Source organism: Kribbella sp. CA-294648, from assembly GCF_050943845.1.
In the GTDB taxonomy this organism is placed as follows: domain Bacteria; phylum Actinomycetota; class Actinomycetes; order Propionibacteriales; family Kribbellaceae; genus Kribbella.
On sequence record NZ_CP191981.1, the window covers coordinates 7,989,413 to 8,003,198 of the forward strand.

At 67.0% G+C, this 13,786-nt stretch carries 15 protein-coding genes; 7 read left to right on the forward strand and 8 right to left on the reverse strand.

What is annotated here, in order from left to right:
- Positions 1 to 57 precede the first annotated feature (57 nt).
- Positions 58 to 534, forward strand: a complete 477-nt coding sequence (locus ACQPYM_RS38085) for a hypothetical protein (protein ID WP_433010889.1) — start codon at positions 58 to 60, stop codon at positions 532 to 534.
- Between the two features lie 72 nt (positions 535 to 606).
- Here the strand turns inward: ACQPYM_RS38085 and ACQPYM_RS38090 are convergent, their stop codons facing one another.
- Positions 607 to 3,006 (reverse strand): tetratricopeptide repeat protein, encoded by a 2,400-nt coding sequence (locus ACQPYM_RS38090; protein WP_433010892.1) that lies wholly within the window; start codon positions 3,004 to 3,006, stop codon positions 607 to 609.
- Positions 3,007 to 3,473: 467 nt separating this feature from the next.
- Here ACQPYM_RS38090 and ACQPYM_RS38095 point away from each other — a divergent pair, with 467 nt between their 5' ends.
- A complete protein-coding gene (locus ACQPYM_RS38095; protein ID WP_433010895.1) occupies positions 3,474 to 4,337 on the forward strand; it encodes a type IV toxin-antitoxin system AbiEi family antitoxin domain-containing protein in 864 nt (287 codons plus the stop codon).
- On the forward strand, positions 4,334 to 5,266 hold the full coding sequence (locus ACQPYM_RS38100) for a nucleotidyl transferase AbiEii/AbiGii toxin family protein (RefSeq protein WP_433010898.1): 933 nt from the start codon (positions 4,334 to 4,336) through the stop codon (positions 5,264 to 5,266). Before ACQPYM_RS38095 ends, ACQPYM_RS38100 begins: the two co-directional genes overlap by 4 nt.
- A 5-nt stretch (positions 5,267 to 5,271) precedes the next feature.
- Here the strand turns inward: ACQPYM_RS38100 and ACQPYM_RS38105 are convergent, their stop codons facing one another.
- From ACQPYM_RS38105 to ACQPYM_RS38120, 4 genes are all read right to left on the reverse strand, one after another.
- Positions 5,272 to 5,772 carry a DinB family protein gene (locus ACQPYM_RS38105; protein WP_433010901.1) on the reverse strand — a complete coding sequence of 167 codons (501 nt, stop codon included), beginning with the start codon at positions 5,770 to 5,772 and terminating at the stop codon, positions 5,272 to 5,274.
- Between the two features lie 66 nt (positions 5,773 to 5,838).
- On the reverse strand, positions 5,839 to 6,366 hold the full coding sequence (locus ACQPYM_RS38110; protein ID WP_433010904.1) for a DUF488 domain-containing protein: 528 nt from the start codon (positions 6,364 to 6,366) through the stop codon (positions 5,839 to 5,841).
- On the reverse strand, positions 6,363 to 6,764 hold the full coding sequence (locus tag ACQPYM_RS38115; protein ID WP_433010907.1) for a RidA family protein: 402 nt from the start codon (positions 6,762 to 6,764) through the stop codon (positions 6,363 to 6,365). Before ACQPYM_RS38115 ends, ACQPYM_RS38110 begins: the two co-directional genes overlap by 4 nt.
- Positions 6,765 to 7,000: 236 nt before the next feature.
- Complete coding sequence (locus tag ACQPYM_RS38120; RefSeq protein WP_433010910.1) at positions 7,001 to 7,468, reverse strand: Lrp/AsnC family transcriptional regulator; 468 nt, start codon at positions 7,466 to 7,468, stop codon at positions 7,001 to 7,003.
- 164 nt (positions 7,469 to 7,632) lie between these two features.
- Here ACQPYM_RS38120 and ACQPYM_RS38125 point away from each other — a divergent pair, with 164 nt between their 5' ends.
- Complete coding sequence (locus ACQPYM_RS38125) at positions 7,633 to 8,667, forward strand: threonine ammonia-lyase (protein ID WP_433010913.1); 1,035 nt, start codon at positions 7,633 to 7,635, stop codon at positions 8,665 to 8,667.
- Positions 8,664 to 9,428 carry an NAD(P)-binding domain-containing protein gene (locus ACQPYM_RS38130; RefSeq protein WP_433010916.1) on the forward strand — a complete coding sequence of 255 codons (765 nt, stop codon included), beginning with the start codon at positions 8,664 to 8,666 and terminating at the stop codon, positions 9,426 to 9,428. Before ACQPYM_RS38125 ends, ACQPYM_RS38130 begins: the two co-directional genes overlap by 4 nt.
- Positions 9,429 to 9,520: 92 nt before the next feature.
- On the opposite strand, the gene ACQPYM_RS38135 is transcribed toward ACQPYM_RS38130, so the two are convergent.
- The gene (locus ACQPYM_RS38135; RefSeq protein WP_433010919.1) at positions 9,521 to 10,285 is read right to left on the reverse strand and encodes an inositol monophosphatase family protein; all 765 of its coding nucleotides are present in this window, start codon (positions 10,283 to 10,285) and stop codon (positions 9,521 to 9,523) included.
- Between the two features lie 118 nt (positions 10,286 to 10,403).
- On the opposite strand from ACQPYM_RS38135, the gene ACQPYM_RS38140 reads away from it, so the two are divergent.
- The gene (locus ACQPYM_RS38140) at positions 10,404 to 11,042 is read left to right on the forward strand and encodes a maleylpyruvate isomerase family mycothiol-dependent enzyme (RefSeq protein WP_433010922.1); all 639 of its coding nucleotides are present in this window, start codon (positions 10,404 to 10,406) and stop codon (positions 11,040 to 11,042) included.
- 168 nt (positions 11,043 to 11,210) lie between these two features.
- Here the strand turns inward: ACQPYM_RS38140 and ACQPYM_RS38145 are convergent, their stop codons facing one another.
- Positions 11,211 to 11,645 carry an SRPBCC family protein gene (locus tag ACQPYM_RS38145; RefSeq protein WP_433010925.1) on the reverse strand — a complete coding sequence of 145 codons (435 nt, stop codon included), beginning with the start codon at positions 11,643 to 11,645 and terminating at the stop codon, positions 11,211 to 11,213.
- A gap of 65 nt (positions 11,646 to 11,710) precedes the next feature.
- Between ACQPYM_RS38145 and ACQPYM_RS38150 the strand changes: the two genes are divergently transcribed.
- Positions 11,711 to 12,400, forward strand: a complete 690-nt coding sequence (locus tag ACQPYM_RS38150; RefSeq protein WP_433010928.1) for a TetR/AcrR family transcriptional regulator — start codon at positions 11,711 to 11,713, stop codon at positions 12,398 to 12,400.
- A gap of 280 nt (positions 12,401 to 12,680) precedes the next feature.
- Here the strand turns inward: ACQPYM_RS38150 and ACQPYM_RS38155 are convergent, their stop codons facing one another.
- A complete protein-coding gene (locus ACQPYM_RS38155; protein WP_433010931.1) occupies positions 12,681 to 13,610 on the reverse strand; it encodes a proline dehydrogenase family protein in 930 nt (309 codons plus the stop codon).
- Positions 13,611 to 13,786 lie beyond the last annotated feature (176 nt).

Consider the following 13,786-nt stretch of genomic DNA (forward strand, 5'->3'; position numbering starts at 1 on the left):
GGCCACTTCGTGGGATGCACGCTGATCCGGCAACCGCCCCCTTCGAGAGGATTCTTCATGCCCCGTCCCGCCCTCACCCGCATCTTCGCTGCCCTCGCCGGCACAGCGATGATCTCTCTCGGCGGCGCCACCGTCGCCGCGGCTGCCCCGGCTCCCGCGCCGGCCCCGAAGCTGGCCGGTACGCCGTCGGCCACCACCGCCCTGGCCGCCGGGCCGACCAACTGTGTCGGTATCGCCACCACCTGGGCCGCCACCTGCTACCAGTGGGACGGCGACGACCAGTGGGTACGCGACCTGGACCCGAACGGCTGGACCGCGATCGTGCACCTCGAAACCAACTACGGCAAGACCCGCGAGTGCGCGGCGCCCGCTGCCGCCGACGGTTGGAAGGAATGCGGGTTCGACCACAAGGAGAGCGAGTGCGTGCGCTTCTTCCTCTATGAGAAGAAGGGCACCAGCCTCGGCCGGTTCAGCGCCTGGTCCCCCTGGTACAGCACCTCCACCGGTAACCGCTGCATCTTCGGCTCCCCGTGACCGGCACCAAGCGCCGGGTGGTACGAAGGGCTGTCGGCGCAGCCGCGGGCGCACGGCTCGCCCGGTTAGGCGCTAGGTGAGTTCGTGGGATGCGGACAGGGCCGCGGATGCGCGGTCCTGTTCGTACCTGTCTTCGATGCGCTCGGCATCCTCCAGCGCGATCCGGTGCTGCACCATGGCCTCCGCGACCCGGCCGGCCGCGGACAGGGCATGGCCGTAGTCGTTGCGGACCTCGATGGTGAACGGCCTGCTGCCGAGACGGACGGCCAGATCGAGTGCCTGCTGGTGGTACTCGATTGCCTCGTTGACGCGGCCGGCAGCCAGGTGCAGTCGACCGAGGCAGTTCATGCTGTCGCTCTCGCCGTTGACGAAGGACAGCCGGCGCGCCAGCTGCAGCGATTGCTCGTAGCCCTGCCACGCCTCGTCCAACCGGCCGAGCGCCTCGTGCGCGGCGGCAACGTTGTTGAGGGCAAACGCCTCCTCGAACGTTTCCTGGCCAAGCTTCCGGCTGATCGCGAGACCTTCCTCGAACAGCTTCAAGGCTACTTCAGGTCGCCCTCTTCGCAGTTCGGGCCAGCCCTGTCCGGCGAGCGCCGCCGTCATCCCATTGAGGTTGCCCTCGGCATCGAACAACAGAAGAGCCTCACGCTGACAGGCGATCGCGGCATCGTAGTCGCCGAGCCGATAGTGGCCTAGCGCAACATTCGACAACCCGCTCGCTTCGCCGACCCGGTTGCCCGCCAGCCGGGCGTAGTCCAACGCATGCTGGTACGCCGCGCGACCATCTGCGTACCGGCCGAGTCGCCAGTACAGTGCGCCGAGGTTGTTGTAGGAGCGGCCGCGTTCGTAGTTGGACCGGGCGCAGCGGATCGCGGTCAGGTGCAGCACTTCGGCTCCGGTGAAGAGGCTCGCCGTACCGAGGTAGTACATCAGCATCGCCGACAACGCGGTCGCGTACTCCGGCCGGCCGTGGTCCGCGGCGTACAGGGCGGTGGCGATCAGGTTGGGCCGCTCGAGGTCGAGCCAGCCGCGCCCGTCGTCGCGGTCGGCGAACTGGCGTTCCGACTGGCCGATTTGCTGGGTCAACTCGATCCGGGCCTGGTCGTGCGGCGCGTACGCGGTCGCCGCCGTCGCGAGTGTCTTGCGGTAGTAGTCGAAGAGGCCGTCGAGGGCGGCACGGCGTACCGAGGCAGGGTCCTCGTCTCGCGATTGGTCCGAGGCCAGGAGACGTACCAGATCGTGGAGTTCGTACCGGCCGGATCCGTGCTCCTCCAGGAGATTCATCTGCACCAGGTTGGCCAGTTGCTCCTGCGCCGACTCCCGGTCCGTGCGGGCCAGCGCGGCAGCGGCGTACACGTCGAAATCCCGGCCGGGATGCAAGGCGAGCAGCCTCAGCAAGCGGCGGGACTCGATCGGCAATGCCTGGTAGGACAGGGAAAGCGAGGCCGCGACGCCGTCGTCGAGCCTCAGCCGAGCCGTGTGCTCCTGCAGCCGCTCGAGATGGTCGCCGAGCGTCCACTCGGGTTGCGCTTTGATCCGACCGGCCAGTGCCGCGAGCGCCAGCGGGAGGTGTCCGACCAGCTCGGCGATCTGTACCGCCGCTTCGGGCTCGTGGTCGACCGCGGCGCCTGCCGCCCTTCTGATCAGCACTGCCGACTCGGATGGTTCGAACACTTCGAGGTTGATCCGGTAGGCGTTTGGAGATGCAGTAAACCGCCGTCGGCTGGTGACGAGGGTGAGGGCGCTGTCCGCGAGGAGCGGCTGCACTTGATCGTCGGAGGCCGCATTGTCGAGCAGTACTACGATCCTGCGCGCAGCGACGAGTTCGTTGAACAATCCTGAGCGGGCCGACAGATCGAGCCCGTGGATCCGGCTGCCCGGAACACCGAGCCGTCGCAGGAATCCATCGAGCACGGCCCCGGGATCGGCGGGCGGACGGGCGGGGTCGTAGCCGCGCAGATTGACTGAGAACTGCAGCTCGACATCAGGCACCTGGCTCGCGACCCGACCTGCCAGGCTGGTCTTGCCCACTCCTGGCATCCCGTCGATCAGCACGAGATGGTGCGTCTCCAACGCGGCCAGCGCAGCCGCGACCGTCGACGATCGGCCGATGAAGGAGAACTCGTCGGACTCCACCCGGTCGGCAACATGCACCACCGAAGCATCGGCCGCCAACCCCGACACCACCTGATGAGCCTGCCGCCACTCAGCCGCCCGCGACTCGTTCCCGAGCACCGCCCGGGCGATGTCGACCACCAGCTCCACATCCAACCGAGTCCGCCCGGGCGACAGACACCGGTACGTCGTATTGAACGCCGGCAACTCGGCGATCCCCCGCTCCTGCCGAGACCGAACCACCCGCCGATGGACCTCCCGATACGACAGCCCCGACCAGACCTGTAGCTCCCGCAACCGCGCCCCCAGCTCACCGAGCGTACGCACCCCACCCGGCGACGGAGCCCCAGCCTCCACCCAACCCTCCCCAGATCCAGAAGTGGTCTACTTTAGGTCCGCCCCAGGTCCTACCCGAGCAATCCCCGAAAACTGCTCACTTCTAGCCGGGTACTACGCCCCACGCAGCCTCCGCTCCGGCTCCTCCGTCGCCTCCTCGTTCGCCAGCTCCCACCCACCCCCAGTTGGCGCTCCTACGTCGCGCGAATCGACCACGGTAGTGGCGCGCCAGCTGGCAGCCTGCACTCGGTGGCGTGAATCCTCGCGCGGCCGCCGACTCGTCTCGCGCGAGCTCGGGGTCTCGTTCGCGGAGTCTCTACCCAACCGACCACGCGCCGACCGCGCCGGCCGGGACGAGTCGCGCTGCGACCAACTGTCAGGGAGCTGACAACCCTCCAAGATTCACAGGCCGTTGACTATATTCAGGCCTGATACTGCAAAGTTCGCCGCCTATGGGTAGTATTGAAGTACGCAGAGGGGAATTTGCAGTGCTACTTCTCGATGTTGCAGCTCTGGCCAGCGAGCAGTGGGGGCTGGTCACCACCGCGCAGGCAGCCGAGGTTGGCGTGTCGCCGAAGATGATGGCGCGCTGGGCGAAGGACGGCTCACTGGAGCGGCTAGCTCATGGGGTCTACAAGCTGGCGGGCACCGCATACGATCCCCGCGAGGACCTCCGAGTCGCGTGGCTCACCCTTGAACCCCAGCGCACCGCCGCCGAACGGATCTCCACCGATCCCATCGACGCCGTGGTTTCCCACCGCTCGGCTGCGCGTCTCCATGAACTCGGCGACCTGGAAGCGGATCGATACCAGTTCACTGTCGAGGGGCGGAAGCAGTCGAGGCGACCCGACGTAAGGATCCGCCGGCGGAGTGAAGGTATCGACCGTGACTCGTGGACGCTGGTCGGCGGTCTACCGGTGACGACGGTAATGACCACGATCGTCGATCTGGCCGCCGACGGAACCGATGGCGGGCATCTCGCCGGTGTCGTCCGCGATGCCATCTCCACGGCCTCGGTGGACCTGGCAAAGCTGAGCGAGGCACTGCGTCCGTACGCGCATCGGTACGGAGTACAGACAGGCGATGGCCTGGCCCTACTCCGGCGATTCCTGGACGAAGCCCCGCTGCCGCAGACGACTGTTCAGGCCGCTGAGCTCATGCGGGACACGGGGCCAGCCACAGCGATGGGGCGATCCCCCCTTCCAGATCCGGCACTCCTACGGACGATCAGCGAACTCAGTACTGATCCCGAGCTTCGCCGAACGATCGAAACCATCTCCACTCAACAACTGCGGCAAAAACTCAACCAGGTCCAGGATGCCCTGGCTGCTCTCAGGAGAACGGCGCAATGAGGGACGAGCCCTACCGCAATGCCACCGCCTTCAGGGCAGGGGTCGAGACGCGACTCAAAGCAGAGGCCCGGGCCAATCCTCGACTGGCCCTCCAAGACCTCCGCCGACAGTTCGTCCTGCAGCGATTCCTCGCCCGCGTGTTCGCCGAACCGGACACCCGCTGGGTGTTGAAGGGTGGCGCCGGCCTGATCGTGAGGATTCCCGGAGCGCGGCACAGCAACGACCTCGACCTGGTGAATCCGCAGCCCAACGTCCTGCTCGACGAGGCCGTTGCCGACCTGCGCGCACTGGCGGAGTACGTACCGACCGGCGACTTCTTCCGTTTCGAGATCGCGGATCCGAGCTATGGCACCGGTCAGGACGTGGACCACGTCATCGCCCAGGTAAAGGTCATCCCCTACCTCGGCACGGCCGAGTACGCCGGACGGTTCCCGATCGATCTGTCGCTCAACCAGCGCAAAGCAGAACCAGTCGAACTGGTTCAACCACGACCGATTGTCGACCTGCCCGGAACGGAGCCGTTGCCCGCGTTTGCCCTCTACCCGCTGGCCGAGCAGGTCGCGGACAAGCTGTGCGCGATGTACGGGAGATACGGTCGAGAAAGTGACCGCTCGTCGACGCGGTACCGCGACCTGGTCGATCTCGCCCTCGTCGTGACCACCCAGGATCTCGACGCTGGCAGAACCGCCGCAGCGCTGAGCGGCGAGGCCAGTCGACGCGGTCTTGATCTCCCCCGCCGCCTCACCGTCCCGAACGACGGATGGCATGCGAACTACCCGAAGATCGCGGCCGAGACTGCCCTTCCGAGTAGTCTGCACGTTCTCGAGGCCGCGCTGGAAACTGTTGCCCTATGCATCGAACCGTTGCTCGACGAAACAGTGCTGGCCGGAAGCTGGAACCCCGGTCGCCTGCAGTGGATGCAAACCTGACCCGACTAGAGCGATGCTCCGTTGCTTGATCTCGCTGCGTACAGGTCGCGGAGTAGACAGACTTCGGCGCCGTGGTGGATTACCTCTACGTGGACGTACATGACCTTCCTTGCAAGGGGAAAGTCGGCGAATGGGGATGGCGACAGGAGGCCTTGTGGTTGGGCGAGGCCTGTGGGGCCGAGGTGGCGTACGTCTGCGATCCATGCCTCGTAAGCCTCGTCGAGCTGATGCAGCGCCTCGCGGGCCGAGCTTCCGAAGTCGACGAATGGCGGGGCGGCGGTTGTGGGTTTGAAGTGCGGGATTGTCGGTGGGCCCAGGCCCTCGATGAGGTGTGTGAGGCGCCACGCGATCGTGGTCACGGGTTCGCGGTTCTCGGCCGGCTGAGCGGAGGAGACTGGCAGCCAAAACAGCTCGTCATCCGTCAGGCCGTCGAGGCGGGGGCGGAGGCGGTCCTGCCAGTGCGAGTGCAGCTGCTCGACGACCTCGGCGTTCCAGTCGATCTCCATCCACAGACTTCACACCATGCCGAGGGTCAGTCGCCGCGAAGCGTGCGCCACGGCCAGGCCCACAAGCTACTGCGGGCGGAGGTGTTTGAGCGGGATGTCGTGTTCGGTGTGGAGGCGGTTGGCTACCAGGGAGCGGTGGCAGGCTTCTGGGTCGCGTTCTACGCAGAAGAGGGCGACTGTGGTGTTGGCCGGGAGGTCTGACACGAGGGTGTCGAGGTCGTAGGGGTTGAGGACTTCTTGGGTGTAGCGGTTGGCGTATTCGGGGGCCAGTTTGGTGCGGTTGCGTTTGCCTACGCCGTTGCGGTCGTCTTCGCGGTACTGGAGGTGGCGTAGTTCGGTTGTCGGTGCCAGGTCCTTCAGGTGCCGGTAGCCGATGCCCGCGTCGGCGAGCGACTGCTGGAGGCGGGCCGAATTCGCCCAGGAATACTCAGCGCCCCGTACGCCGCGGCGCTGGCGGAGGTCGAGGAGCAAACCAACGCCGCCGCCGGTGAGTTTCTCCAGGAAGGTTTCGGCGGTGAAGCCGTAGACGCCGATCGTGACCATTCTGAGCACGGGAACCTGGTACCCACCCGGGCGGCGGCTTCGTTGCGTCATGCGATGGCGGTGGCCTCGAGTTCGACCATCAGGACCGGGATCGCCAGCCGGCTCACCCCGAGCATCGTGGTGGGCGGGGCGACTCCGGCTGCGCCCAGCCGCGACGCCAGTACGCCGTAGTGCTGGAAGAGCAGGTCGACGTCGGTGGTGTAGACGTTGAGCCGGACGAGGTTCGCAAGGGACATGCCCGCCTCGCCGAGGACGGCCTCCAGGTTGTCGAGGCTCAGTGCGACCTGTGCGGCCATGTCACCGGCGTGCTCGGGTTTGCCGTCAGCGTTCATCGCGGTCTGGCCGGCGCAATAGAGGGTCCGGGTCTGCCCGGAGACGACCTCGCCCTGGTGGTAGCCCAGTTCGCCGGACCATGCCCACGGGTTGACCGTCGTTCGTTCGACTGCCACATCAGCTCCATTGGTGTCATCGAGGACGCCCAGCGGCTCCGGTAGCCGGCTTCGACGTCGTGATCACCAGCCTGCCAACGAATCACGACATCTTCTGTCGTGTTTCTCGGGAGAGTTTCCGCAGGCGCGCAGACCGGTCGGTTTCGCTGGTCCTGTTGCACCGCCAACGCGGTCGCCCGCCTGCCTGCCGAGACACTCGCCACGTACTGCGAACCCGTTCCTCCTGAGCCCGCGTACTACGAACCGCCGTCCTGATCGCCGGACAGCGGCGCGGGGAACGGAAGGGCCAGGCCGGTCTTGATGGTGTCGAAGACGAGCAGTGTTTCGTACCGTCTGATGTTGCTGTCCGCCTTGAAAAGAAGGTTTCCGAGCTCACTGCAGTCGCGCATGTTCCGGGCAGCCAGGACGACGACGTAGTCCCATGGTCCCGCGACCTGGTAGCACTGCTGGACCTGCGGATGCGAGCGCATCCGATCGGCGAAGGCCTTGTGGTGCTCGAACGATTCCTGATCCAGCGTCACCAGGACCGTGGCCAGCACGGTGGGACCGAAGCGGTGCGGATCGAGTACCGCGACCTGTCGCGTGATGAGGCCGTCCTTGCGATAGCGGGCGATCCGGCGCTGGACGGCGCTCGGCGAAAGCCCGACCTGTTCACCGAGGTCGTGCAGGGTCCGGCCGGCGTCGTACTGGAGCAGGTCCAGCAACAGGGCGTCGATTTCGTCCAGGCGAGGCGACGGCGATGGCGATGGCGATGGCGATCCGGGCACGCAAAATTATTGCGTCGTGGGGCAATAATTCTCAATCGCTTCGATCACGTGTTCGCTTAGCGTTGGCCGCGTTCAGGCAGCCGCTGAGAAAGGCGACGCACGTGGATCTGGATCCGGCGCGGATCGAGCGGGCCTTGCAGGTCATCGATCCGGTGTTCCTCAACACCCCGCAGTACCTCGACGAACAGCTGTGCCGGGCCTTGGGTGGCCGGGCGGTGACGGTGAAGGTCGAGACGGCCAATCCGGTCCGCAGTTTCAAGGGCCGGGGTGCCGATCTGATGTTGAGCACACTGGCCGCCGGTACTGCGGTGGTCTGCGCCAGCTCGGGCAACTTCGGCCAGGCGGTCGCCTACGCGGGACGGACTCGCGGGATGCGGGTCGAGGTGTTCGTGCCGCAGACGATCAATCCCGCCAAGCGGGAGCGGATCGAGACGTTCGGCGCCCGGGTCATCGTCGCGGGAGCTGACGGCTCGGCGGCCCGGGAGGCGGCGGCCGCGCACGTCGCGCGGCACCCCGATCGCGTCTACCTGCAAGACGGTCTGCAGCCTGCAATCGCCGAAGGCGCCGGCACCATCGCCGCCGAACTGACCCGCGGCGGGCCGAACTACGACGCCGTGGTGCTGCCGGTCGGGGACGGGGCGCTGATCAACGGGGTCGGGTGCTGGCTGAAGGAGCACGCGCCGCGGACCCGGATCGTGGGCGTGAACGCCGCAGGTGCCCCCTCGATGCGGGAAAGCCTGCGCGCCGGCCGCGCCGTTTCCATTGAACAGGTCCGCACCTTCGCCGACGGCATCGCAGTACGCACTCCGCTCGAGGCTTCCGTACGCCGGGCCCGCACGCTGGTGGACGAAATCGTCCTGGTGCCGGACGACGCCATCGCCAGGGCAATGGCGCTCGCCGCCCGCACACTCGGAATCTTCCTCGAACCGGCCGGTGCGGCAGGGCTGGCGGCGATCGCCGAAGGCGCAGTACCGGTCGACCGCCTGGCGACCGTACTGACCGGCGCCAACCCACGACCGGAACAGCTCCACCAACTGGCAACCCGCCTGGCCGCGCCCGGAACAGGTCCGGCAATCGACGACCCCTCTGGCCGCGCCCACTCAGCCATGGCGACAGAAGGAGAAGCGAGGCTGTGAAGCGCATCGGCATCATCGGGGTGGGTGAGATCGGGCGGGCCATCGTGGGCGGCCTGTACTACCAGGGCGATGGGGAAACTGAGGTGTTCCTCTCGCCCCGCGGAGCCCGTACGGCGGCGGAGCTTTCCACGCAGTACAAGCAGGTGCGCGTGTGTCCTGACAACCAAGCGGTGGTCGACCAGGCCGAGATCGTGATCATCGCCGTACGCCGTCAGGACCGGCACGAGGCGCTCGGCGGCCTGACCGTGCCCGACGACAAGATCGTGGTCAACGTGATGGCCGGCGTCAGCATCGAAGACCTGCGCAGCTCGCTGACCACCGATGCCCTCATCGTCCGGGCGATCCCGCTGCCCGCCATCCGCGAACGGCGCTCCGTCACGGTGACGTGCCCGTCCCATCCGGAGGTGGATTCCCTCTTCGAGCTGCTGGGCGGAGCCCTCCCGGCCGCGGACGAGAAGGCCTTCAATGTCTTCTCCGCGGTGACCGGGACGCTGACCATCCACTTCCAGTGCCTCGCCACTGTCACGGCGTGGGCGGCCGGCCATGGGATCGCCTCCGACGACGCGGATCGCTACGTGCGCAGCGTTTTTCGGGAGGTTGGTCGCGCACTGGGCGACGACACCCGCACCTTGCAACAGCTCGCGTCCGACCACGAAACGCCGGGGGGAAGCAACGAGCGCATTCGCACGACCTGGTTCACCTCTGACAACTCCGCGGCACTGACCCAGGCACTCGACGGCCTCCTCACCGACCTCGGCTAGAACTCGGACGGCGTCGGCTCGGATGGGTCTCAGCTCGGATGGGTCTCGGCTCGGATGGCCCTCGAAGGCCGGGCGTGTTCGATGCCCGGCTGTCAGGGGTGTGCTGGGTAGTGGAGTGCGGTCAGCAGTTCCTCGTGCAAGGCGGCGTTGGAGTAGAGACCGCCGCCTTTGTCGCCTGCGCGTCCGCCGGTTCGGTCGGTGAAACGGCCGCCGGCTTCCTCGACGAGGAGGATCCAGGGTGCGTGGTCCCAGAGGAAGTAGCGCTCGACCAGGAACCCGTCGATCTCGCCGCGGACGAGTTCGACGAGTGGGAGCGGGCTGGCCGGTCCGCGAGCCGCGCTCGCTGGGAAGCGGGCTCTGGATGCGTCGTCGAGTGCGTTGAGCCGAGCATCAGCCATCACCGAAGTGCTGCTGACTTCAAGCCTCTTTGCATCGTCATCCACCCGCGGCCAGGACGACTCGAAGGCGCCGCCTCCTCGGGTCGCCCACCAGCAACGTCCCAGCGCGGGAGCGGCGACGACCGCGATTTCGATGCTCCCGGCAACTTCCAGCGCGATGTGCACCCGCCAGTTCGGGTCGCGCCGGCTGAAGAACGCAGTACCGTCGATCGGGTCGATGATCCAGGCTCGTTCGGACGCGCCGAGCCGGCCGAGTTCCTCCCCGAGCAGCGCATCGTCCGGCCGCGCCACGGACAACGTCTCGCGAATCAACCGCTCGACCGCCCGGTCCGCGTCGGTCACCTGGGAGCCGTCAGCCTTCAGCGCGACCGCAACCCCGGCCTCGAAGTACCCGAGGGCAAGTTTCGCCGCCAGATCAGCGGTGTCCAACGCAAGCTGCAAGTCATCGCCATGGTCCACGCCCACCGACGTTACGTCAGCGGTCACCAGCTCCGGAAAGAATTTCCACTCCCGAGCGATGATTCCGCGGCAGCGCACCGGTCCTACCGGAAACCGATCCGACAGGAGGACCCCTGCGATGAACGACCTCTGGAACCTGGTCCGAGCGGAGCGCTCCGCCTTGGCCGACGACCTGACCGGGCTTACTGACGATCAGTGGAAGACCCAGTCGCTCTGCACCGATTTCACCGTCCGCGAGACCCTGGCTCACCTCACCGCAGGCGCCGGCCTGAATCCCGTCCGCTGGATGGCCGGCGTGATCCGCTGCCGCTTCGACTTCGACAAACAGGTCGCGTACCGCCTGGCCGACCACCTCGGCACCTCACCCACCGAAACCCTAGAGCGCTTCCGCCAGGTCATCCCGAGCACCACAAAACCACCGCTCCCGGTGATCGCGATGCTAGGCGAAACAATCGTCCACAGCGAAGACATCCGCCACCCGCTCAACATCCACCACGACTACCCCATCGACACAGTCACACGCGTGGCCCAGTACTACGCCACCTCCGACCTCGTCGTCCCCGCAAAGACCCGAATCCGAGGCCTCCGTCTGGTCGCCACCGACGGCCCTTTCACCACCGGCACCGGCGCCTTGATCACCGGCCCCACAATCGCCCTCATCATGGCAATGACGGGCCGCACCGCGTATTGGCCCGACCTGGACGGCCCTGGGGTCGTTCACCTCCGCGCACGCTCAAGCCAGATGTCAGTTGAGTAATGTCGAGGTGTGACCGCTGGGGGCGACGAAGCAACGGTGTGGAAGATCCACGGCGAGCGGCTGATCGACGACACTCGGCGATTGCGCTGAGCATCGCGTCCGTCGAGCTTCCCGATGGTGTTCAGTTCGAGGTCGGTGGCCGGCTCGACAGCGCCAGGGTGTCAGTCGTCAGTGCCGTGCAAGCTGCTCCACGTGCGCCTTGGCCGAGCGCATGTTCTCGGCGACATCCTTGTTGAAGGCCTTCTTGAGGATCGGTGTCAGCAAGCGCACCGGTCCGCGCGGCTTCAGCGTCCACGTGGAAAGAAGTCGCGAGCCGCTCGAGGTCGCCTCGACCTCAAGCAGCACTTCGACTACGAGCATCCACGAGCCAGACTCGGTGACCCACCGACGGGGACGGTCGAATTCGCGGTAGACAACCTCGTTTTCGGGTGCGCCAGACCACTTGGCGCGTAGCCGGGAGCCGACGTCGATCGGCTCGGGCGTCAGCAGCTCGACGGACTTGAGCTTGTCGCTCCAGCGCTGCTCGTGTCGCAGGTCACTGAGCTCGTCGAAGACAGCTTCGGGTGAGGCCTTGATGTCGATCTGGTTGTGGAAGGTGACCACGGCTACTCCTAGAGCAGTCACTAGTGTTGCCACTAGTGGTGGATCCCCTTATCGTGGGTTGGACAATGGAGAATGTCAAGGGGATCGGCACAAGCCGTCGCGACCGTGCGGCGGCCACGCGTCTTCGCATCGTGACGAGCGCGCACGAACTGTTCGTTGAGCATGGATACGCCGCGACCACCATGGAGGGAATCGCGGCCCGCGCGGGCGTGGCGGTGCAGACTGTCTACTACACGTTCCGCACCAAAGGGCTGCTCCTCCGCGAGGTCGTCGAGCACGCGGGGGCGGGCCGGACGGACGCTCCTCCGGTGGATGAACGGCCGTGGATGAGCGAAGCACTTGGCTCCGAGAGCGGCGACCGGGCGCTCGCGGTGGCGGTCGAGCACGGGGTGGACATCTACGTCCGGGCAGCGCCGCTGTGGAAGTCGTTGCACGCCGCCGCGATCAGCGACCCTGAGGTCGACACTTACGCCCAGGCCATGGCGGCCGGTCGCCGGGCTGGGATGGGCCGATTGGTCGCTCGACTCGACTCGCTCGGTTACCTGCGCGAGGGTCTCACGGCCGACCGTGCAACGGATCTGGTCTTCGCCCTCTTCAGTCACGAGACCTTCCTCGCGCTGACCCGAGACGCTCAGTGGACCACGGAGGAGTACAAGGCCTGGCTCTACTCGACGTTGCGCGAACAGCTCGCTGGGGCGTCGGATACCGGTCGCGACGCTCTTCGGTCACTGTCGTACGAGACTCACATTTCGTGACCAGCGGGACTGACAATGGGCGGCACCTACGAACTCGATGGCATCCGCGATTCCGGACCGGTCGCACTCCAGAGGCGATGTGCGACCCAGCGCCCACCCCCGCCGGTCATCGGCCTCTTGCGTCTGCGCAGCGAGACCACGCGACCGCAGCTGCTCACGCGGCAGGGTGCGCCGCACCGTGGTCGAACCGCGCGACGCAGGAGCGCATAGCCACCGGGTGGGTGGGAGCGGTCGAAGGAGCACGCGACGCAGGAGGTGGGCGTCGGAGGCCGCGTGGGGTCTACTTCTTGCTGATGAGCGAGCGGGCGAAGAACTGGAGGTTGGCGGGGCGTTCGGCGAGGCGGCGGACGAGGTAGCCGTACCAGTCTTCGCCGTAGGGGATGTAGACGCGGACCGTCTGCCCGTTGCGCGCCAGGCGGAGCTGTTCTTCGGGGCGGATGCCGTAGAGCATTTGGTACTCGTAGCTGCCAGCAGCGCGGCCGGCGCGGTCGGCGAGGGAGCCGGCGATGGCGATCAGGCGGGGGTCGTGGGAGGCGATCATCGGGTAGCCGGCGCCGTTCATCAGGACCTTCATCGCGCGGACGTACGCCTTGTCGACGGTGCGCTTGTCCTGGAAGGCGACCGACTCGGGCTCCTTGTAGGCGCCTTTGCACAGGCGGACCCGCGAGCCGGCGTACGCCAGGTCGACGCAGTCTGCTTCGGTACGCCGGAGGTAGGCCTGCAGGACGGCTCCCGTCTCGGGGAAGTCCTGGCGCAGTTCGCGCAGGATGCTCAGGGTGGAGTCGGTGGTGGTGTGGTCCTCCATGTCGAGGGTGACCGTCGTACCGGCGTTGCGGGCCGCGTGGCAGATGGAGCGCGCGTTCTCCAGGGCGATCTTCTCGCCGTCGCCGGGCAGTGCCTGGCCGACCGCGGACAGCTTGACCGAGACCTCCGCGTGGGCGGTGAGGCCGGCGGCGGCGAGCTTCTTCAACAGGTCGAGGTAGGCGTCGGCCGTCGCGGTGGCGGCGGCGACGTCGGTGACGTCCTCGCCCAGGTGGTCGAGGGTGACGTTCAGGCCGTTGCTGACCAGCTTCTCGGTGGCCAGGACGGCCTCCGGAGCGGTCTCGCCGGCCACGAACCGGGCCACGATGCCGCTGGACACCGGCAGCGCGGTGACGGCCTTCTTGATCTGGGGGCTGCGGGACACGCCCAGCAGGACTCGCCGAAGCACTTTTGCGTTCCTCCTCGTTTCCCGTCCCACCCGGCCCCGTTGTGCCGCGCGATGATTCAGGGGTGTCAGCAGGCTACGCGCCTGAACCTTTCGGCCCCTAATGGTCACGCCCACTCTGCACCGCGAGTGTGGCCAGGACCACACCAGTGGGTCAACTGGTCCTGGTATACAACCGA